We start from the raw sequence: 21769 nt of genomic DNA on the forward strand, positions 1-21769 counted from the left end.
TAATTTACTTTTTCACACTTAGTGCTTTACCTAGTAACCAAACAGATGCAGCTAATAAAACTAAATCTTTAACCAAAAACTGCCCAGGTACTACATTTAGTGCTGGAAAACCGCCCAAAGAAGCTTCCCAAACGGGTGCTGTTAATAATAGACTTGACGTTACTGCAAATGTTGCGATTGCACCTAAACTGCCCACAATACCAACGATACGATTTAATGGTGTTAATAAAAGCGCGACAGCTGTGGCAATTTCAACAGTGCCAATAAAATTAGAAGCACCTTGTAAACTAAATATGCTATAAAGCCATGATGTAAGTGGGCTTGACGCTATTAACCCTTCAATCACACCCGCTTCGTAGGCACTAAACTTCATTGCACCAATCCAAATAAGTACCAAAGCTATTGAAAATCGTATTGTATTTTCACCGATTTTTGTAATATTTTCTGCGCGACCTTGTGTGTTGTGATGTATAGTTGCTGTGTTCATTATTTATTCCTTTTTTAATATCTACGTATTAGTTTTTTTATTTAATAATTATTTTAGTGTTGCTGTAAAAATTTGTTTAGCGCACCACTTCTTAGCGCTTTATGAAAATCATCGGCACCGCCAATGTGCTGGTTATCAATAAAAATTTGCGGAACAGTGGTTCGTTGGCTTCGTTCTCGCATTTCTAATTGAAGTGCTTTACTGTTTGTTACTTCATACTCTTGATATTGAAGGCCTAGGCTAGCTAAGGTAGCTTTTGCTTGTTTACAATATGGGCAGTAGCCTTTGCTATAAATTTCTATTTTACTCATCAGATACCTCTGTAGTTGTTTTGCTATGTCGTTTTGATGAGTCTATTATGACGGTTATTAAAATCCCAACAACGTGCGAAAGTCTTTACTTTGTACACTAATCGTCTAAAATTAATTTTTTAATGATGTATTTAGAGAAACTTATGGAAATACTCAGCGATATTTTGACTTCATTACGAGTCAGAGGTAGCGTCTACTTTTGTAGCCAAATAGAATCACCCTGGACAAAAGAATTCAAAAATAAAACCACAGCAAGTTTTCATTTAATTAAGCGTGGTGCATGTTGGGTGACTATTGGGGATAGAGTAGAGCAGTTGGGTGCAGGTGACTTAATATTTTTAGGACCTGGAATTGATCATATGCTGTCTAGTGAACCGCCTATGAGTCAGGCACTTTTGTATGAGAATACAACATTATTATTATGTGGAGACTGTTCATTTCAGCATGACGTATTAAGCCCTCTGAGTAATATATTTGAGCAAGTAACCATTGTGCGTGAAGAGGAAATTGAGAAACATACATGGCTCAAAAGCACATTTAATCAATTAAGCTCTGAATATATGTCACAAAGTCCGGGTAACGAGATCATTGTAAATAAGTTAACTGAAGTTGTATTAGTTGAGTTAATAAGAATCAACTTTGGACGACAAGAAGAACATTCATTTTTTCATGCGCTGCGTGATAAACGTATTACAAAAGCGCTAGAACGAATACATAGTTCATTCGAACAACCTTGGACGATTGAAACCTTAGCTGAAAACGTGGGAATGTCGAGAGCAGCATTTGCTAAACGTTTTTCATCACTTGTTGGACAAACTGTATTTAGTTATTTATCTAATTTACGTATTCAAAAGTCTAAGGAGATGATTGCTAATACCTCGCTTTTTATTGATGATATTGCATTATCTGTGGGATATGAATCAGAGCGTGCATTCACAAAAACCTTTAATAAATACGTTGGGATGACACCAAAACAATTTCGAACTCAAAAAAAGAAAAATTAGTATTAGCTGTAAAGCCTCAAGCAAACATTTCTAATACTCAATATTATTATCTCTTCAATGTTAACTTTTAATTCCTATTCAATGCTCTTAGGATTAAGGTTACTTTGCAGTATTTGGGTTAACTGGATAAAATCATCAATTTTTTCTGGCGAAATGTCGTTTGCCATTTTATTGAATACTCGTTTTTCGGCGATTTTAAATAACTCAATTATTTTATCTCCCTTAATAGATAACTTTAATAGATGGCTACGTTTATCATTTTCATTATCAATTTTAGTAATCAATTCTTGGCTAACTAACTCTTTAATTAATCTATTAATTTGGGCTTTATCTCGCCCCATGAAATCAGCTAATTTTTGTCCTGTGCAATTATCAATTATTGATATCACTTTTAACGACTTCAGGTGCATTGGCGCTAAATCAATTGATAATAGCTTTATTTCTTGCTTCATATTATTGCGCACAGCGTGTACTAAACCAAAAATTGCTTCACTTAATTCCATGGGCTCTCCCGGATAAATTCAGTATAGATCAAAAATTAGTTGACATTATCAACCAAAATAAAATATAGTAGACATTATCAACTATATTTTATTGGGTACTGTTATGCAACTTAAATTGAAAAACCTATTTGTTATGTTTTTAATCATGCTTTTTATGGTTGGGACTATTACGGCGATTATGACATTGGTCAATCTTTCACCTGCTCAACCTTTTATTAATACATGGGTTAATTCATTTATTTTTGCGTTGGTTGTTTTGCTCCCCGTTGGTGGCGTTCTATTTATCGGTATGAATAAGCTTATAAATCGATACTGTCTTGCTTGGTCATCTTTACAAAAGAATCTTTTTCAAGGTATTTCAATGGCGATAATAATGGAGTCGATTATAGCAGTAGTTCTTACGGTAAAAAATGGCAGCTACGAGTCTTCAGCTCAGTTTTCACAGTTATTTTTTAATAGTTTACTTTTTGCATTACCTGTTGGGCTTACGCTGTCACTGGTAATGACTTTGTTCATAAAACCAAAATTTGAAGGGTACATAGCAAAAGTACCTGCTTAAACAATTGATTAATAAATTAATAGATAAAAATAGGAAGATATTATGGGACCTGCAATGCGTATGACACAAGTATTATCGGTAGATGATTTATCCCCACATATGAAAAGAATTACCTTAACTGGTGAATCACTGAGTGATTTCCCTGAAGACAAAGAAAGTGCTCATGTTAAAGCTATTTTCCCTAATCCTAATTCAAGTAGCAAAAAACCTAAATTGGGCTTACATTTCGGCTTTAAGAAATTTATGCGCTCTTATACAGTTAGATCTTTTGATAAGCAGAATTTAGCACTAACCATTGATTTTGCGGTAAATGATCATCAAGGTTTAGCTACTAATTGGGCGCTTGAAGCCAAAGCAGGGGATTATCTTGGCATAGCAGGGCCAGGAGATGTAAAGCACCTTGATATCAATGCTAAGCAACATCTTTTTTTTGGTGACATCACAGCCTTACCTGCCATTGCTGCAACTTTGGATAAATTACCTGAAAATGCCATTGGACATGCTTATATACAAATTCCTGATAAGCAAGACAAGCAAACATTAATAACTCCTAAAGGAATAAACATTCATTGGTTGGTAACGCCAAACAAGTTAACTGAAGATTTTTTAGATGGGCTTAAATCACAAAGTAATCATTTGAATGATACTGCTATATTTATCGCTGCTGAAGCAAGTGTTGTAAAACAATTAAAAAGCCATTTAATCAATAATTGTGAGTATGATAAGTCAACACTTTATGCTAGTGCATACTGGAATCAGAAAAGATAATTAAGGTTGTACCTAATATTTTCGGTATTTATCAGTAAAACTTGAAAATAGCGACCTACAAGAACCATAGTGGTATCACTTAATATGATAGTAACTAACTATTTTATTGCTTAAAAATAAATGATAATAATGGCAGAATATTTATATTTATACCAGTTTCATTAATTAAGTGAACAATTTTATACGTAGAAAAAATCACTAAATAAAAGACATTTATTTCAATAACTCGTTGTTCTAATTATTAAATAAATAACGATGTCGTTGGTGATTTTAGCAAGGAGAAATAATCACATAGCTAGTGAGATTGGTATTAAGCATGGATGAACAATGGAAACAATTGAACGGATCTTTCAAGCCATTCTTTTTGAAATGATAGTACTTTCTATTTTGATACCTACGTCAGTTATCATTGGTGGTTTTAAGGCAGAAAAAATGATAGTTGTGGCAATTGGACTATCTTTATTTGCGGTATTTTGGAACTATATTTACAACATAATATTCGATAATTTTATGGGGATAAATCGTTCAGCAAGAGGTTTAGCTGCACGTTGTATTCACGCAGTTGGTTTTGAACTGGGTATGATCGCAATAACACTGCCAGTAATAGCTTGGTATTTAAATATAACGTGGATAGCCGCATTAATTTTAGAAGCAGGTTTTCTAATCTTTATACTGGTATACACCTTAATATTTAACATATTATACGACCGCTATCAGCCTTATCAAAAATGGTTTAGTAAATAACGTCTTTAGCTTAAATGCTAAAGACGTTAAAGTTTGTCTCGTAAAATGTGTTTCATAAAGTCTATCGCTTGCAGTAAACTTTGAATAACTTACTGAGACAACAATATAACCTGTTACATTCTTCAGGCCAAAATCTTAAATTGTTTCATGGAAGCGCTCAGCTGCCGAGGTTTTTGCGATTGCCATCCTTGTTTTATCGGGGGCAGATCAATCATCAACAACCAGCCCTTGTTATCATCGACAATTAAATAAACACCTTGGTTGAGATCAGCTTTCATATTTTGTCTGCTTCTTATTTCTTATAAAAAACAAGCCAAATGGATTACCTGATTTTTGCCTACGTTTATATAAAACAGTAATGGTCAGTAACAGCGCTAAAATTTCTGCGCTTGGTCCTGCTAACCAAATGCCTTGTTCTGCAAACAATAGTGGCAAAATAAATATCAACGGTAGGGTGAAAATGTATACTTTTGCCAGCCGTAAAATAGCAGCTCTTTTGGCATCGCCCATGGCTTGGAACACAACACCCACCATCATTAATGGGCCTAATAAAAATAAGGCTGATGACATAATAGGTAAAATACGCGACACTTCTGTAGTGACATTGATATCGTTAACAAACACACCGCCCAACTGATTTTTAAGCAGTAAAATAACAAACTGACAAAATACACAATAAATAAAAGCGATGATAATGGCTATTTTAATTGCACTGTTTGATCTTAACCATTCTTTTGCGCCAATGTTATTACCTAAAATCGTTTGAAACGCCATACTTAAACCTAACAAGGGCAGAAAAATAAAGGTCATAATTCGCGTAATAATGCCATAAGCAGCAACAGTCATACTATAATTCGCGTCACTCCAAATTTGTAAGTTGTATAAAATAAAAGCAGAAGAAAGTGCCACACCAACATAAGACAAGCTGGTCGGCGCGCCTAACGCTAAAAAGTCTGACCATAACTTACGGTTTGTAGTGAAACGCACAATAGCAACTTTTAACGCGGTTTTACTGTAACGACGAAATAAGTACACGGCAAACAGGGATAAGGTCTGCGCTAATAACGTACCATAAACAGAACCAATAACTCCCCAGCCAAGTATCGCAATAAAAATATAGTTAAACACAATATTGAAGAATACTGATAATAAAGGCACAACCGCCATAAAAGACATCTGTCCTTCACAGCGTAAACTATCGCTATTAATAGTAAGAATAAATAATAACGGCGAGAAAAATATCATGGGTGATAAGTAATCATAACTCATACTAGATAAGCTTACAGAGCCATTATTAACAAACAACACCAAGTGCTCACCGCCCACTAAAAAAAGTACAATTAGCGCCATGCAAACACACATAGACAGCGTAATCGCTTGACCATAAGCGGATATAGCTTCATTCTTTTTATTAGCACCTAATAACCTTGCCATTACACTTGAAAAACCCGCAGACACCCAACTTGATAAAGCGACAAGTAACATAAAAGCAGGAAATACTGAAGTAACAGCGGCAAGAGCATGAGCACCAACAAACTCACCAAGAAAATAGGCATCAACTAATGAAAACGACCCATTAACTAACATCATTAATACGATAGGTGCAGCGGTTTTCATAAACACAGACGGTAGTGAACCGACAAGAAACATGTTGTTAGCGTGGGGCATTGTTATTTAACTCCTAATGGGATAAAGCTCGTCAGTGAAAAGATCATAAATAAAAAACTATTTAATTGGTAAATAAATATCAGTGATCACTTCATGTTCAGACACGTCATGAACAAAATTTACATAATGAAAAAACACAGGAAAATCTCTGCATTGTTCACCACTTGTTGGTAACCATTGTTTATATAAATAATAAACGCCTTTACTTAAATCATCACGATTACCAATATCACGAATAACGGCACAGCGTCCTGCAGGAATAATTTGATTTACTACACCAAACTCATTCTCGGGAATGTCTACTGTAACTGCGCCGCAAAGATCAAAATGAAAGTCTTCTGCTTTTACTACATTAGGATCAGAATATGGTATGCCGTAAGTATTACTGGTTTTTATTGGTGATAACTTGCTGGCTTTGCGCCAAGCAACAAACTTCATCGATGTTTGGTAATGAAGTTTAGGATCACCATAATGTGCCAATGCCGCAACTTTTTGTTCTTTAAAATCAACAATGTTCACATGCATTTTATCGTCCGTATTTTCAGTTAACGGTAGGGTTAACGTCTCTGTTTTCTCATGCCAGTTAAGCCATTTAGGAGATTTTCTAAACTCAGATGGACTTTGTCCAAGCTCGCGCTTAAAGGCTCTTGAAAAGGCCTCGGCACTTTCAAACCCAGCTTCAAAAGCAATGTCGATAATTTTAATGTCAGCTTTAAATACCAATCTAAAAGACGCGCGCTTTAAGCGTGACATCTGAATAAACTTAATTAAATTAAGTCCAGTGAAAGCTGAAAAAACACGATGAAAGTGAAACTTAGAAAAACCTGAAACTGCACTTAATCGATCTAATGTTAAGTCATCATCAAGATTCTGATTTATATAATCACATACCCTAATAATATTTTGTTCGTAATTACTCATTTGATAAGACTTATCCCATTATTTATTGCCTTAGCAATTAATTCTCTATGTAGTTTAGATTTATTAATCTTAAGTAGATATTACACGTTGCCATGAAAAAATATTGACTGAAATTGCTAATTTTTGAATTAATTAAAATAATTAACAAACACATGCAGTAAATGTAATTAGCATTACTTTAGGATTTTTTATGATGCATTGAAACGTATTATAAGTGCATGGCTGCATGAGATGTAATTGAGTGGTATTGCTGTGTACTATTTTCTAATGACTTAACTAGCAAAGGTACCCAGTAATAGTATGGTGTACCTTCGCTAAAGATAGTTTATTGTCAGTCTATTTTAGTTAGTATTATCAGTGTATTGTTAAAATCTACAATGCACTGATAATACGTACACGAGCTAGATCATAACACCAGTTATAAATAATCGCGTATAACAAGAAGAATAGAATAAGGGTTGTTTCCATCGCGGCAACAATCCAAAAGTCTAACTGTAGTACCCACATTATTAATGGGAGCGTGACGAAAGTTAGTCCTAATTCAAAGCCGAGTCCATGACCTATACGCATTTTAATTGTACGATTGATGCGATCATCTCCGAAAATATGATCGAATACTAAGTTGTAAAAATAATTCCAGAACATCGCAATTAATGACAGGCCCATAGCTAATCCTGTGGCTGATTTTGTATCTACATCGATAAAATTCATTGCGGCATATATCATAAATATTAATGCAATCGCTTCAAATAATACGCTGTGTAAAATACGCTCTGTTGTACTAATACTTTGCACGTTCATGCTAAATTTCCTTTCGTTGCTTTGTATTGATGTTGTTATAATAATCATTCATTATGAAAGAATATAGTTAGTTACTATCAGGAAAAGTGATATGTATAATTTAGAACAGTTGAGAATGTTTGTAGAAACAGCAAAATTTGGTTCATTTTCAGCATGCGCGCGTAAGTTAGGCAAGGTTCAATCTGCAGTGAGTCAAGGGATTGCCAACCTTGAAATAGAACTTAATACCCGATTGTTTGATCGTACTAGCCGTAAACCAACTTTAACATCACATGGGGAAAGATTATTACCGTTTGCTCAAGCAATTTTGCGACAGACTTATGAGCTTGACTCAGTAAACAATGCATTAAGTTTATTTCATGAAACAGAGGTTAAAATAGCGCTAGATGATGCCTTACTTCCGGTAGTTACCGATATTTTAAATGATTTTTCAACGAAGTTTCCTGGTACTAATTTGGAGCTTTATGCTGTTTCAACACCCGATGTATTAACCTTGGTGAATACTGAACGAGCTGATATAGGACTAATGTTTGCGAATATCGGTTTCCCGAAAGAAGTGGATTTATGTTACATAGGGAGTTTGCCGTTTTATGGCGTTGTGAGTCCATCACACCCACTAGCGAGTATGAATATAGTCACCGTTTCAGACTTATCAGCCCACCGTCAATTATTGACAAGAGGGCTTGATGAAAAAACCTTGCCGCAAAGCCCAAATATATCTTCGCATACTTGGTGGGGAAGTAACTTTAATGCTGTTAATACAATGGTAAAAGCAGGGTTAGGGTGGAGTTATATTCCTGCTTATATGGCAGAACAATACGAAAAAAGAGGTGAAATGGTACGCATGAATTTAAGCTTCGATCATAAGCCGTGGCCTATGCAAATTGAACGTGTGATGACCAAACAAAAGGCTAAAGGGCCAGCCTTGATATGGCTGGCTGATGCGGTCACTCATATATTGGATAAATAATAGCTTGCTTGCCTTAGTTACTCTGCTAAATCATGATGGCTTTTATAATTACCGGTGTTGTCAAAAGTACGCTGTTCGGGTAAATCGTTAATGACCTGTAAGATCTTTTGACCACTTAATGCCTTGGTTAAGGTAAAACCATCATACAACTTTCCTTCAGTGGTAAACGATTGATATATTATCTTATTATTCGTTTTTTTAATTACCTGATAAGTAGGAGTATTCTCGCCTATACGTTCAAGAGTTACACCATAATGACTATATTCTTGCCACCGTGTCGGTTTTTGAGGATAGGTTTTAGGGCCTGCAACTGATGTCACAAATACCGATTTAACTTTTTTAGGTGACGAATGTCTGGCCAATACGGCAATATCTTCTTTTGTACCTATACTGCCACGCGCATACGTGTGATCGTGACCTTGTAACACTAAGTCGACATTATGTTTTAATAAAACAGGTAAGAAAGCCGCTCTTACTTCTGGCTCGTCTTGTCCTGGGGTATTTAATGGTACACCACAAGATGAAAATACTGGATGATGCATAGTGACAATTCGCCATTGTGCGGTGCTATGTTGTAGTTGATCATCAAGCCATTCAGCTTGTGCTTGTAACAAGGCAACGTCACCTTGAGCTTCAGAGTTAAGTACAAAAACATCTAAATCGGGGTAATGTGATACGTAAACAGTTTCTTGTAATGCATTAGGTAAAGTAGGTGCAGGAGGCAATGTGAATTGATCTTGCCAAAGTGTTGAAAGCGCCCAATTTTTTTGAGTGCTCGCCTCTGTACTCGTTTTTATACTGGTATTTGTATTTTCATTAGCTTGTATTTGCCAATCATATTCGTGGTTTCCGGCAACTAATACCGCAGGGAGCATGCCATGTATAAAGCGTCCAGCATTAAGCCAGTTTGACCACTGCTTGTCATTCGCTCCTTCGTTTACTAAGTCCCCAGCGTAAATGGCAAATTCAGCATTGGCTGCGCTTTTCCATGCCCGTCGTAAAACCATGGGCCAATGAGAGTAAATGCCGTTTTGTGCATCACCAAAATAAAGAAATTCGACATCTTTATTCATTGTTAGCGACGAAGTTTTAATTTGTTGCCAAGGTGACCATTTACCTTTGCTACCACTAACACGGTAGTTATATAGGGTATCTGGAGATAAGTTTTTAAAGGTAATTGCATGATAATTAACATCGGGCAATTTATTATTGGCAGGGTACTTAAATTCCCCTTGATTATTTTTACCTTGTTTTAAAGAGACAATACTGGTGATTGCGTTAACGGTACTGGCACGCATATCAAACCTGGCATCTGAATTTGCTTTAACTATTTGTCCATAAGTACTATCGGTAATATTATTAGTTCGCCAAGTAATTGATATACTTGTCGCCGGATCTTCTGTCGCTGTGGCAATAATACGATCTGGCCATGAAGAGGCCAATTGATAAGGGGTTTCTGATTTAGAGACTTGCGCCGTATTAGCCAATGCGGCATTTGATATAAGTAAGAGTAGAGCTAAGCAAAAAAAACAAGTTGATGAAGTCATAAAGTCACCTGAAAATGTACTAACACTTAATAGAAAAGCGTCACAACAATATGAGACGCTTTATGGTAAGAAAATAACGCACCCATTATGGGCACGTTATTTATATTGGTGGTTAAAATGCGTAGCTAATACCACCACCATAAGTTGCTGGTGCACCAACTAAGCGAGAGCCACTATTGAGTTCAAGAAAGTAAACTTCATCAGTAATATTGCGGCCATAAGCATATAAATTTAAACCATTGTTCAATGTTACATCCACACGTAATCCAAGTAAGCTGTACGAAGGCGTGGTGTTTCCATCACCCGCATTTAAACGATTAGACTCCTCACCGTGGTAGCTATAATTAATACGCGCATTTAACTGAGTATTATTAGCGAATGACGTTTCATAATTAAGTGCGGCCGTTTGGCTCCATTTGGGTGAGCCAGGAAGTGGATCGCCAATGGTGCTGATAACATCGTTCACACGATTTGAATTAAATTCAGTAATCTCAGTATCTAAATAAGTACCTGCAGTATTGAAGGTAACTCGATGACTATCTTGTTCAAACAAAGTAACCGCTAGTGAGGCTTCGGCACCACGAACGGTAGCTTTACCTACGTTTGTTCTACCGTTTGTATCATTTGATAAACGAGCTGTCGCCTGTAACTCTTCAAAGTCATAAGAAAATACATCTAAGGTAAAATTGACTGTGTCATTTACATAACGTGCTCCTGCCTCGTAAGCAAATACTTCTTCTGATTCAAAAGGCTGCGTTTCTTCTTCTGAAAAAATAGAAGTACCGTCGAAGCCACCACCACGATAAGCCGTACTGACAGAAGCAAATACGTTAAAGTTGTTGTTAACAAAATATTGCACAACTAATTTTCCTGACACGTTGCTGTCGTCAAATTGTCGATCCCAAGAGAAGTTAGCATCAGTGTTAAAAGTATCTTCAAATATCGATAATCCCCAAGGATCTGCATCAATGTTTTCGCCACGAAATTTAGCGCTATCTTTGGTGTAGCGTAGTCCTGCACTAAGCACTAAATCGTTAGATACATTCCAGTCAAGATTACCAAAAGTAGCAACACTGTTACGACGCTGATTATAAGGAGAGCTGTACTGAGACAATACAGCATAACTGGTCCAGTTACTGGTAAAGTCGACAGAATCGTTGATAAAAAAGGCACCTGCTATCCAATCAAATTCGCCGCCAGTACTATCACTTAATCGTATTTCTAACGATGTTTGATTTAAACTATCATCAAAATTGTATTGATAGCGCGGGAAAGAAGTACCATCACCATTTCCACTAACATTACGGTCACTACTTTGTAGAGCGAATAACACATCTAAATTTAAATCTTTATCTAATTGGCGGCTGAAATCACCTGAAAATCCACTTACGTCTATTTCGTGTGAGTAATATTCACTGGCATAGAATTCATAAGGATTATCGTTTTCACCTGCATTAAGAGCAGAAGTATCATCATCGAATGCAATACGATCATATTGGCGAGTATCGCCACGGTTTTGGCTAACAAAATAGTGTAAGGTTAACGATGTTATATTATCAAATTCATATTCAGCAGTGCCTCGAAAAGCAAATAAATCAGCATCACCAAAACCATCACGTTCACCGGGATCTGTCACCGCAGGTATAATTCCTTCAGTACCTTCAGGTACGAACCCAGCAAAATCACCCGCGCCTTGACCATCCATAAAGCCACCACCTTGCTTCATTAATACTGCAACCCGTACACCTAAATTATCTGATACTGGGCCACCAACAGCAGCGCTACCAGAAACAAAGTCGTATGAGCCATATTCAATATCTGCATAACCGTTTAAGGTATCACCTGGGGCACGCGTAATTGCGTTAATTGTACCTGCTGTAGTATTGCGACCATATAAAGTGCCTTGCGGTCCTTTAAGTACTTCAATACGTTCTAAATCAAAAAGTGGCATACTTAAATAAGCATTAGAAGTTTGGTAAATACCATCAACATGCAGAGCAACTGATGGATTACCATTAGGTTTATAATCATCAGCACCGCCAATACCACGAATAGTGATAAAGCTGTTTTCAGGGCCACCAAAAGCTGAATTGATCGATATGCCTGATAAACTATCGATTAGGTCGGTGAAATCAGTGACACCTTGAGCTTTTAATTCATCGCCACCTAGTACTGAAATTGCTACGGGCGTATCTTGTAAACTGCTCTCGCGTTTAAGGCCAGTCACCACAATTTCATCCATTGGGGCTTGATAGTTAGCAGCACGTTTATTAGGTGAAGTAGGGCTTAAGTCTGCTTTTTTTATGATGATGGCACCACTTGGTTGTTCTTGGGCTATTAATCCACTGTCGAGTAATAATTGGTCAACGGCTTCAATAACTGTTAGTTTACCTGTTGCAGCAACGGCTTGTTTATCACTAACTAAGCGACTTGGTGCAATAATCACGGTTCCCGTTTGTTGAGAAAGCTGATTAAGGGCTTGACCTAAAGGTTGAATGGAAATATTTATTTCAGCTTGTTGTGCAAATACATGTTGAGGCGTTAAAGAAGCAAGTGCGCCACTAAAAAGTGCAAACTTAATAGAGCTACTGAGTAATGTTTTCATAATGTATCTTCCGGTTAATTAATAGAGGTTCGTTACAAGAGTCATCAAGAAGAATTTTTTTTCAGTAAATGTTGATGTTTAACAAAAGCTTCATAAATTGAAGCTTATGAAAAACGTCCAGAACACTTATTTACTATGGCTTAGCATTGATTTTTGTTATTACAGTACGATTTACTTCTTCTGTTAACTTAATAGGATAAGCGGCAACTAATCCTGATAGAACAGAGTCAATTTGATCAAAATTAAATGATGCGGTGATAGGCAGATGATTGATGCTTTCATCTGATATAATAATTGGTTTTGTAACGTAACGATTAATATCTACAATGACATTTTTAAGCGGTATATTATCGTAAATTAATCGTGAATTTAGCCAAGAAAATTCTGTTTCCGGGTCAAAATGAGTAACACCATTAACAAATGCGCCATGAATATCAGCACGTAATTGTTGGTTTGGATGCAACTGAACCACTTTTTCATCTTTACTACCATACTCAGGTAAATCAGCTACATCGACAAGCCCACGTTGTACTGAAATTTTTAACTCATTGTTAGTACTATATTCAACTTCAAATGCTGTACCACGAACCCGAACTTCAGTATGCTGAGCTGATACTGAAAAAACACGTTCTGAATCATGAGTTACGTCGAAATAAGCACTACCTTTACGCAGTGATATACGCCTTTCATGTTGATTTATATCCACCAAAATACTGGAATTTCCAGCTAACGTAACCGCGGTACCATCACTTAATGTAACCGTTTTGTTTTCACCTATAGGTGAAGTAAACACTATTTCAGATGCTGTAACTTTCATGGTTTTAGGTGCTTGAAAAGAATTGTTAACAACTAAAAATAAAGCACTCGCGGCAATACCACTTAGCCATAACGCTGATTTAGTGAGTATAGATTTTGATTTTTTTGTCGGTAACGAAGCAGGTTTTCGTATCGCATATTGTGCTAGCCATTCTACCGATGAATCTGTCGCTCCTATGGTTTGCCAAACTTTGTATGACTGGCTAAATGCTTGTCTATTCACATCATTTTTATTTACCCATATTACAAATTCATCACGTTTTTTTTGTGTAGTTTCACCAGAATATAAATAGATAAGCCATTCTCTTGCTTGATCTTTTACCGTGTTAGCTTGATTTTCGTTGTGTTGAACTGTCATGATTTGTACTCGTCGGGTAGGGCGCTTGCAAGTGAATTACTACTAGTATTTTTAACTAACTTATCGTTATTGTTGCTAGATGATTCTTCGTCAATCGCTTCTAAAACAGACATTGCTGTATTTAATTGACGGCAAATATCAGCAAGACTCCAGCCTGTATCTGCAGCAATTTGTGCGTATGTTTGACCTTTGATTCTGGCGCGCATTAATATATCGCGTTGTTTATCAGTGAGTTGTTCAGTAGCTTTTTGAATAACGTGAATACGTTGTTCACTCTGTAAAATACGTTCAGGGCAAAATGTGTCAACTTGGTCTTCATCAATTTGCAGTTGTTCGGTAATAAATTCTCGCGCTTTGCATAAATGACCAATAGATTTAAGCGTAATGTTGATAGCTATTTTTATGATATATGCTTTGGGATCATGTATTTGCTCGGGATTATTCATTTGTGCAAAACGGCTAAATGCTTCTTGGGCAACATCTTCTGGCTCTGGAGGGCCTGAGCCATAGCACTTATGTAACAATCGACAAACATCTAACCAGTGATCACGAAATAAAGTATCAATGGTCTGTGTTTTAGCTGACTTTGTTTTTAGCGTATGGATGGTTGCAGATTTAGCAGAAGGCTCTTTAACATCGGAATTGAAAAATAACGGGACATTGGACAGCGCTTTATTCATTTTAGTTAACCTAATAGCAATGAAAATCGGCGGAATATTATCGGTGCTTTATGACAAGCTTATGACATTTAAGGTTTATAGAGTTGGTTTAACAAAAAGTTAATATTTTTATCAACAAGTTTTAATATTTGTCATTATGGATAATTATTGTTGAGAAATAACTTCATATTAAAGTTAGATCATTATCTATGTAGCTAATTTGAGGATAAGAAATTTCGATATCTGGAAGTAATATTTATCAACTTGAATAATTGGCTTATCAGAAAGAAATGCTAATGACATTGAGTAAGCATTTTTGTCATCAGCAAATAATATTTAACTCGTCAAAGATAAATTTGGTGAAATGAAAAACTTCTAAGCTGTAATCAAAAGTATAGACGATCAATACGGTGACGGTCTGTAAATTCTAACTGGTAGTAACAGCCAAATAGAATCAGATTTCACATAGCGTTAGGTTTAAGAATTAACAACTTAATGACAAAATTAGCTACAAAGCTACTAGTTAACTAAATATACGTTATGTCCAGTATTAAATAGTATCGGATTTAGCGAGGGTGTTTTTATAGAGAGGGGTCTTGAGCACTTATTGTTAATCCAAATTAAGCACTGGATCGGATCCACTCTTCACTGGGAAATCATTTTGTTGAATTTTAGCTTAATGACATTTTACTGTTTGCAAGTTAACAACTAGATCCTATATTTTCTTTTTAATAAAAAGATAATGCACTTTGATGCTGCTTCATTACTAAGGTAAATATACTATTAACCACTATGTATATAGTATTTAAAATCGTGAATCGTTTTCACAAGGAATACCGTCATTGTCGCCATCCATTTTTGTATTAGGACAATATCTGGTAAAAAACTCAGCTTCAGCGCGGGAATTCATTTGGCTGCAATACTGCCTACCATCACATGAAAACTGTGAACCTTTGTTAGATAGTTCACTCTTTAATTCATTCTTTAACTCATTGCTTAATACTGAGCTACTTGGTATTTGATTATTTGATTATTTGGTGTTTGTAGTCTTGGAACATTTGATACTAATCGTTCATATGTAAAAAAACCAATTACGAGTAACATAAGCAGTAAAACAAGTTTATTCTTGCGTCTTGGGGAATTTTTTCTAATACGAGATTTCTTTGTTAGCCTTGATTTTGTTGCTACACCTTCAATACGGCAATTAACAGCGTTAAATTTACCGTTTGCTTGTTGTTCTACTTCAAAATAGATGAAATCACCAACCTTGGGCTCTCGACTCATGGCTTTTAAGGTTGAAATATGAATAAAAACATCGTGTTTAAGCTCATCTGATTGAATAAATCCAAAACCTTTAACACCTTGCCAATTTTTTAGCTTTCCTTTGTACATCACAGTTCCATTGTAAGTTTATTTGTAAATGTCTAACTAAGTTAATATCGCCTAGAAAAATCAACTTTGTTAGTCATATTTATCCATTGTAAAAAATAGCTGAAATAGAATTTCAACATGTTAGCTTTAGTGATCTTGCTCAAACTGGCTATATTGTTCAACTAAGTTAAATAAGAACGCTTTACCTGCAGAGCTAATAAACCAACTATTGCCCCCTGTTTTGTAGGCAAAATTTCGAATCGTTATAAAGTCTATCGCTTTAGGCCAGTTGTCTATTTTAATGGCTTTAAGTATAGCTAATGACTCATCGTCTTTTGACAATGTTAATAAATCGTTCTCATTAAAACCAAATTGAGCTTGGCATAATTGCTCAAGTTCACGTCCTGTTTGACTATAATAACGGCCTAACTGCAGTAAAATAGCTTGTACTTTTAAGGCATTATCGTCTGCTTCATCACTACTATCGGCACGTAATTCACGAACATAATAAAAATCCCCTGCGCTATGTAAACAAAGTTCATAACCTAAATGCTGGTATAAGGATTCAAAATGTTGAGATGAATTAAATAAACAGGTAAATAATGGGTTATCGATATTTTTAGCATTTATATCGTCATACACTAGCTTAGTAATGACTTTTCCTTGGTTGAATTGACGAAAAATTGCTGCGCTATGTTGCGCATTAACTTGCTCAAAGCTATTAATGATTTGTTGATTTGATGGTGATAAATTGTTTTGAGCTGATTCTTGGTCATCATTTTCATCACCACTTACACTACTACCTACATCATTAGGTACTTGCGTGTTGTCATTGGTGTTTTGACTACTATTTTCACCAGCATCTAACTTAGGCTTATAGCCACTATTAGTAGTATTCACGTCGTCGGCTTCTGTTGTTATGTCTTTGTCATTACTCATTATTTCGTGATCTCTTTTTCATTGCACTTAGGCTGATTAGCAATTACTTTTTTACGGCGGTAAATATAAATTTCATCGTTATGTCGTAAGTAGGCTTTTTGGTTTACCGTTCTTAACGTGAAGTTAGCTTGTTGCTCTTGCATTAATTGGCATGCACCAATAAGGTCTACCAGTCGATAATCGTCAAAACTATCACTTAGACGACAATGTAGCATTGCTGTTAAGTCATTGCTTTCTCTTAATTTAATAGTATTTAAATGTTCAAACATCGCAAGAGATCGCTTAAGAACAAGTGACTCGCTATCATCAATAACCGCAGTTAAATTGAAGTTTTCATTGTCTGAATTAAAATGTCCATCAAGGTTCAAGGCTTCAAGGCGCAGTGATAACTCAGTGAATAAGTTATTAAAATAACTGGTTGACTGCCCTACTCTAAAATCTTTTAATTTGCTTGCTCGTTTTAGGCTATTAATAAAATCAAATTCTTTAACAAGGTTATTATCTATTTTGGTTTTATTCAAACTTCGCTCAAGTGTTTTGTCATAAGCAGACAGTAATTTTTGATGAAAATGCTCCATAGCATTACTTTGCAGTAACGCTGAACGCGTTTTCCTTAAAAACTGATCTACTTGGTGAGCTACTTCGGTTATAGGGAGAAAAATGTTACTAAAACTCATGCTATAACGTAATACTTGTGAACTTAAGGCATGTTTATTATTGCCTGAAAAGGCGTTTTTAAAGCTCTCTAACGTGGCAAATAAATTAGTACCTTTGGCCAAGCGAGTACTGTGATTCAAAAAGTTTTGTGTTGGTTTTATATGACGCTCAAATAAATGTGTAATTTGCGCCAACATTTTTTCTTTATGTTCGTTACCTAAATATTGATTATTCGTTGTAGATGAATCGTTACTGACTACTTCTGTAAATACTTGACTCGACATTGCTTCAAGATCTTTTCCAAGTCCTTGCATTCGGTCAATATTTTGTTTGAGCAAACTTAACAATTCACTTAACTGCTGAACTAAGTCGTCTACAAATTCTAAGTAATCTGGATCATCATCAATAAACGATAGCTCGGCATTATTAACTCGCTCTTGTAAGCGCCAAAGTGACGCGAGTCGAGATTTCAGTTTAGAATCAGTCAACTCTTGATACAGTGAGCTTTCACAAAGACGGAATATACTAATAATCCCTTCTTGAAAACTTAAGCGGCATGTTCCTTGATAAATATCTTTATCCATCAATATGTGACTTTGCAATAAGTTGTCGGTATCAAATGCAAGCGTAATACGCTGACTTTCAATATGACTTACTTGTTGAGAGTACTGTAAAATTTCTAGTGCTAAGTGAGACTCAGTAATAAAACGGACTTTGTTGTTATCCATAGTACGAATAACATTAAACATGATTGTTGGGTGATCTAATAATATGCGTAACGTTTCAATCGTATTAAATTTTTTATCTGAGTGCTTTTGCCCACTTGATACCAAGGTGGTTTGAGTTGAGCTATTCTCGTTGCTGATTGCTTTACTGATAGCCACTTAAGCTTCCTCATTCCCTTGTTTTACTTCACTGGTAATCGTTTGGCTCTCAGTAATATCATTTTCAAGTACTTTACTTTTATTTACTTGTTTGTCAGCTATTTGGTCATCATCATTTTGCAAATCAAATATATCCGTTTGCCCTGCTTCGATACCAGCAAGTAAACCAAGTTGCGACTCTGTTGATTGATCATTATCATTTAGCAAGCTTTCATCAAGCGATGTAAATAACTCTGCGCCGCCCCAATAAACTAATGTACGCTCTTTGGAATAAGGCTTTTGTGTGCGCATGGCCCCTATTTCATGATAACGACCAATTTTATAAATAAGTTGTGAACTAGCACTATGCGTTGATGCAGCGAATAAAGTAAAGCCACTCGATTTAATATCATCAAGTAACCAATCAAATTGTTTAACATCAACTGTCGCTACTTCATCTAGCACTAATGGCAGTAATAAATCATAACCACTGGCACGTAGACGTTTAAGTAATATTTGTACTAACTTTAGGTTGATTAATGCTGTTGTTGAATTGGATTGTTGTTTACTTTGCCACTGTGTTTGATTTCTTTTACGGGTTTTATAAGATAAGTTTTCAATAATCTTATCCATAGTTAAGCGCTGACTAACGGCCTTTACATTTGAACCACTACTTTTACTTGCGAATATTCCTGAATTGGCAAAAGCACGTAATCTTGCATAAAAATTATCTGAAATTAATTGTTCGGCATATAAGTCAACATGTTGTAATTCTTGTACTAGATTTTCGAACCGTTTATCGATATGAATTTCAACGCTGATACCGTCTAGATCATTAATACTGATTTGTGAAAAATCTCGATTAAGTCCGGTTTCAAAATCTTTAATATAATCGAAGTTTTGTTGTAATAAATTCATGTAACTTTGTACAGATTCATTATGCACATAAATCTGCTCATTCAGCATGGTTTGACGTGCTTCTAAATTAGTATAAACATCACTTAATGCTTCAAACGTTTTTCTAACAACAGAGAAACTTGGTGCTTCGTTCATAATCCCCTGTTTATCAACAATAATTTGTTCTAACACAAAGTTACATAAACCTTTTTGTAACTGTAAATTCAGCTCAGTTAACGACGCTAATTGCGCTTCAATATCTGCTAACTCTGCTGTTGTTAACGTAAATTGGCGTGTTGAGGTAATGGATTTTTCTAAAGCCTGAGCACAACGGGGATAACGCGTTTTTATGCTATCGGCTTGTTTTTGTAATTGCACTAAACTATTTACTTGATTAGAAATAGTTTGCCAATTAAGTTTTGCTTGCTCTGCTGTTTGTTGTAACTGACTTAGCGTGGTTGATGCTTTACCTTGTTCATCGGCTAGCTCTGTTGTTTTCCTTCGTACTTGCTCAAGCTCTTGCGTTACTTCTTCTAGGCTTAAATTATTATGTTCAAGATGCTTAAGCGTAAGTAACTCTTCTTCTGCAAGATTTATATCACGGGTTAGACGTTTGATCTCACCAGCATTGGCGATACTATTATTTTGAGATTGTCGTAATGCTTGTAACGATTGTCTATCTGCTTTTAAGTCAGCTTCTACATCTGTTAGTCTAAGTTTACTATCATCGTTAAGTTGTTGGGATTGTTGATTAAAGACTTCATCAAATAAAATGACTGCATCACTTTTATTTTCAAACAACTCTGCAAACTGATTGAAAGCTGCTAACTGTAGTTCAGTTAAATTTTTACCTGGGTTTGCTAGTGCTAAACGTTTATTTATTGCAGCGTATACTTGCCAAGTACGTTTAGGCAATTGATTACTTAAGGAAAATTCTTGGGTATTAATACGCGTAATTAAACGTTGTTGCTCACTTTCATTCTGGTTAATACTTGCTTCAAGTTTAGCAATACGATTAATACTTGCTGTTCTATCTTGGTGTGCAGCTAAGTCTTCTTTCATTGTGGCAATATCGTCATTAAACCATTCAATAACGGTATGAAGTGGTTTATCTGGATAGCCAGCGAGAAGCAATTGTGCTTTATCTAATGCTTTGGTTAAACGTGTGTATTTAGTATTGAGTTTATTTTCTTCAATTTGCTCTGCTTTTAAACTAACTTTTATACTTTGCACTAATGCCTGTTGGTCTTTCAACTCGCTGCTAGACTCACTGACAACATTAGCAGCTAGTTGTAAATGCTTTTTCAGTTCACTAAGTTGGGTATTAAGCGAGATATAAAAGTTAGCAAAATCTTTGTCTGCCATTTGAAAACGAGAATACTGCTGAAAGTTTTCTTGTAGGCCTTGGTATTTGTTTTCTAAGTTAGAGATTTTGGTTAGCTCTAACTCTTGTTGTTTTAGTTCGTCGTGCTTTGATAGAAACTGATCAATATTAAAATCTAAAATATCACTAGTGAATTTTTTATCCGCTTCGATGATATTTGCAACGGCTTTCGCTACACCACCGCTACCTGAATTCATTTCAAATAATAAGAGCACTAAAGTACGTAACGATTCAATTCGCGCATCATCACACTCAGCAAGTGGAAACACACTGTAACGCATATTCTGGGGCACTAGTTGCTCGTTCGCGTAAAGTAATTCTTTTAACTTAGTGGTGTCTTTGATTGATACAGTATCTTTATGTAAACTTTTCAGTTGTTTAAAAACTTCGCTGCTACTTAAACTGTTAGCACGATAACCAATACCGTCTTCATCTCCATCAAGCTGCCAAAATAAATGACGAATTTGATCGAATGCTAGCGGTGTGAAAATTCGACTGTAACTTAAATAGCCAGTACTTGGATGTAGAATTTGGCAATGATTATACTCAGTGCCTGCATGTTGATGACTTACTTCTAAAATTAAGAAACTGTATTTACTTGGGAAATAATGATGATAACTTTCTTCATTGTCATAAAAACCATCATTTTTAGGGGTACTGAATGCAAATTTGTTTTTTGAATTCTTAAAATTGTTTTCAGGTAATAAAAATAATCGTAGTGAGTTTAATATACTCGATTTACCAATATTACCATCAGCGAGTAAAATAGCATGTTCATCTACCGGTAGTTCTACATAGCAAAAACCCGCTGAGTCAACGAGTACCATACGCTTAATTTCAAATTTGTATTGTGACGACATGTCTTACCTTTTTCTTTTTGTCTGACAAATTCAGTTTTGTCTGAACTCGACCTTTAATGGGTCATTAATTAGGTTAT

General features: G+C 35.5%; 19 protein-coding genes and 1 pseudogene. 5 read left to right on the top strand and 15 right to left on the bottom strand.

Going from position 1 to position 21769, the window contains the following annotated elements; translation table 11 throughout:
* Positions 1–4 precede the first annotated feature (4 nt).
* Complete coding sequence (locus tag Q4503_RS04840; protein ID WP_303601542.1) at positions 5–487, bottom strand: YkgB family protein; 483 nt, start codon at positions 485–487, stop codon at positions 5–7.
* Positions 488–540: 53 nt separating this feature from the next.
* Positions 541–798 carry a glutaredoxin 3 gene (gene grxC / locus Q4503_RS04845; RefSeq protein WP_215974040.1) on the bottom strand — a complete coding sequence of 86 codons (258 nt, stop codon included), beginning with the start codon at positions 796–798 and terminating at the stop codon, positions 541–543.
* A 143-nt stretch (positions 799–941) separates the two neighbouring features.
* Here grxC and Q4503_RS04850 point away from each other — a divergent pair, with 143 nt between their 5' ends.
* Positions 942–1802 (top strand): AraC family transcriptional regulator, encoded by an 861-nt coding sequence (locus tag Q4503_RS04850; protein ID WP_303601543.1) that lies wholly within the window; start codon positions 942–944, stop codon positions 1800–1802.
* Between the two features lie 74 nt (positions 1803–1876).
* Here the strand turns inward: Q4503_RS04850 and Q4503_RS04855 are convergent, their stop codons facing one another.
* Positions 1877–2305, bottom strand: coding sequence for a MarR family winged helix-turn-helix transcriptional regulator (locus tag Q4503_RS04855; RefSeq protein ID WP_215974042.1), 429 nt, complete (start codon positions 2303–2305; stop codon positions 1877–1879).
* A gap of 103 nt (positions 2306–2408) precedes the next feature.
* On the opposite strand from Q4503_RS04855, the gene Q4503_RS04860 reads away from it, so the two are divergent.
* From Q4503_RS04860 to Q4503_RS04870, 3 genes are all read left to right on the top strand, one after another.
* Entirely contained in the window at positions 2409–2864 is a 456-nt protein-coding gene (locus Q4503_RS04860) for a hypothetical protein (RefSeq protein WP_303601544.1), read from the top strand.
* A 42-nt stretch (positions 2865–2906) separates the two neighbouring features.
* Positions 2907–3632, top strand: a complete 726-nt coding sequence (locus tag Q4503_RS04865) for a siderophore-interacting protein (RefSeq protein ID WP_303601545.1) — start codon at positions 2907–2909, stop codon at positions 3630–3632.
* Between the two features lie 327 nt (positions 3633–3959).
* Positions 3960–4376, top strand: a complete 417-nt coding sequence (locus tag Q4503_RS04870; RefSeq protein WP_215974045.1) for a PACE efflux transporter — start codon at positions 3960–3962, stop codon at positions 4374–4376.
* Positions 4377–4498: 122 nt separating this feature from the next.
* Here Q4503_RS04870 and Q4503_RS04875 read toward each other — a convergent pair whose 3' ends face one another.
* From Q4503_RS04875 to Q4503_RS04890, 4 genes are all read right to left on the bottom strand, one after another.
* On the bottom strand, positions 4499–4654 hold the full coding sequence (locus Q4503_RS04875; RefSeq protein WP_215974046.1) for a hypothetical protein: 156 nt from the start codon (positions 4652–4654) through the stop codon (positions 4499–4501).
* Entirely contained in the window at positions 4644–6044 is a 1401-nt protein-coding gene (locus Q4503_RS04880; protein WP_303601546.1) for an MATE family efflux transporter, read from the bottom strand. The genes Q4503_RS04875 and Q4503_RS04880 overlap by 11 nt, the downstream gene beginning before the upstream one ends.
* A gap of 57 nt (positions 6045–6101) precedes the next feature.
* On the bottom strand, positions 6102–6965 hold the full coding sequence (locus Q4503_RS04885; RefSeq protein ID WP_303601547.1) for a GyrI-like domain-containing protein: 864 nt from the start codon (positions 6963–6965) through the stop codon (positions 6102–6104).
* Between the two features lie 372 nt (positions 6966–7337).
* A complete protein-coding gene (locus Q4503_RS04890) occupies positions 7338–7766 on the bottom strand; it encodes a PACE efflux transporter (RefSeq protein WP_201294500.1) in 429 nt (142 codons plus the stop codon).
* A gap of 91 nt (positions 7767–7857) precedes the next feature.
* Here Q4503_RS04890 and Q4503_RS04895 point away from each other — a divergent pair, with 91 nt between their 5' ends.
* A complete protein-coding gene (locus Q4503_RS04895; protein ID WP_303601548.1) occupies positions 7858–8736 on the top strand; it encodes a LysR family transcriptional regulator in 879 nt (292 codons plus the stop codon).
* A 17-nt stretch (positions 8737–8753) separates the two neighbouring features.
* On the opposite strand, the gene Q4503_RS04900 is transcribed toward Q4503_RS04895, so the two are convergent.
* From Q4503_RS04900 to Q4503_RS04935, 8 genes and pseudogenes are all read right to left on the bottom strand, one after another.
* A complete protein-coding gene (locus Q4503_RS04900; protein ID WP_303601549.1) occupies positions 8754–10283 on the bottom strand; it encodes a metallophosphoesterase family protein in 1530 nt (509 codons plus the stop codon).
* Between the two features lie 112 nt (positions 10284–10395).
* Positions 10396–12888: a TonB-dependent receptor gene (locus Q4503_RS04905; RefSeq protein ID WP_303601550.1), complete on the bottom strand. Its 2493-nt coding sequence runs from the start codon at positions 12886–12888 to the stop codon at positions 10396–10398.
* Positions 12889–13021: 133 nt separating this feature from the next.
* On the bottom strand, positions 13022–14062 hold the full coding sequence (locus Q4503_RS04910; protein ID WP_303601551.1) for a FecR domain-containing protein: 1041 nt from the start codon (positions 14060–14062) through the stop codon (positions 13022–13024).
* Positions 14059–14742, bottom strand: coding sequence for an RNA polymerase sigma factor (locus Q4503_RS04915; protein WP_303601552.1), 684 nt, complete (start codon positions 14740–14742; stop codon positions 14059–14061). Before Q4503_RS04915 ends, Q4503_RS04910 begins: the two co-directional genes overlap by 4 nt.
* Positions 14743–15526: 784 nt before the next feature.
* A pseudogene (locus tag Q4503_RS04920) lies at positions 15527–16113 on the bottom strand (excalibur calcium-binding domain-containing protein).
* Positions 16114–16239: 126 nt separating this feature from the next.
* Positions 16240–17031 (bottom strand): hypothetical protein, encoded by a 792-nt coding sequence (locus tag Q4503_RS04925; protein ID WP_303601553.1) that lies wholly within the window; start codon positions 17029–17031, stop codon positions 16240–16242.
* Positions 17031–18572: a hypothetical protein gene (locus Q4503_RS04930; protein WP_215974057.1), complete on the bottom strand. Its 1542-nt coding sequence runs from the start codon at positions 18570–18572 to the stop codon at positions 17031–17033. Before Q4503_RS04930 ends, Q4503_RS04925 begins: the two co-directional genes overlap by 1 nt.
* Positions 18573–21692 (bottom strand): hypothetical protein, encoded by a 3120-nt coding sequence (locus tag Q4503_RS04935; RefSeq protein WP_303601554.1) that lies wholly within the window; start codon positions 21690–21692, stop codon positions 18573–18575.
* Positions 21693–21769 lie beyond the last annotated feature (77 nt).

Source organism: Colwellia sp. 6_MG-2023 (assembly GCF_030547765.1).
Taxonomy (GTDB): domain Bacteria; phylum Pseudomonadota; class Gammaproteobacteria; order Enterobacterales; family Alteromonadaceae; genus Colwellia.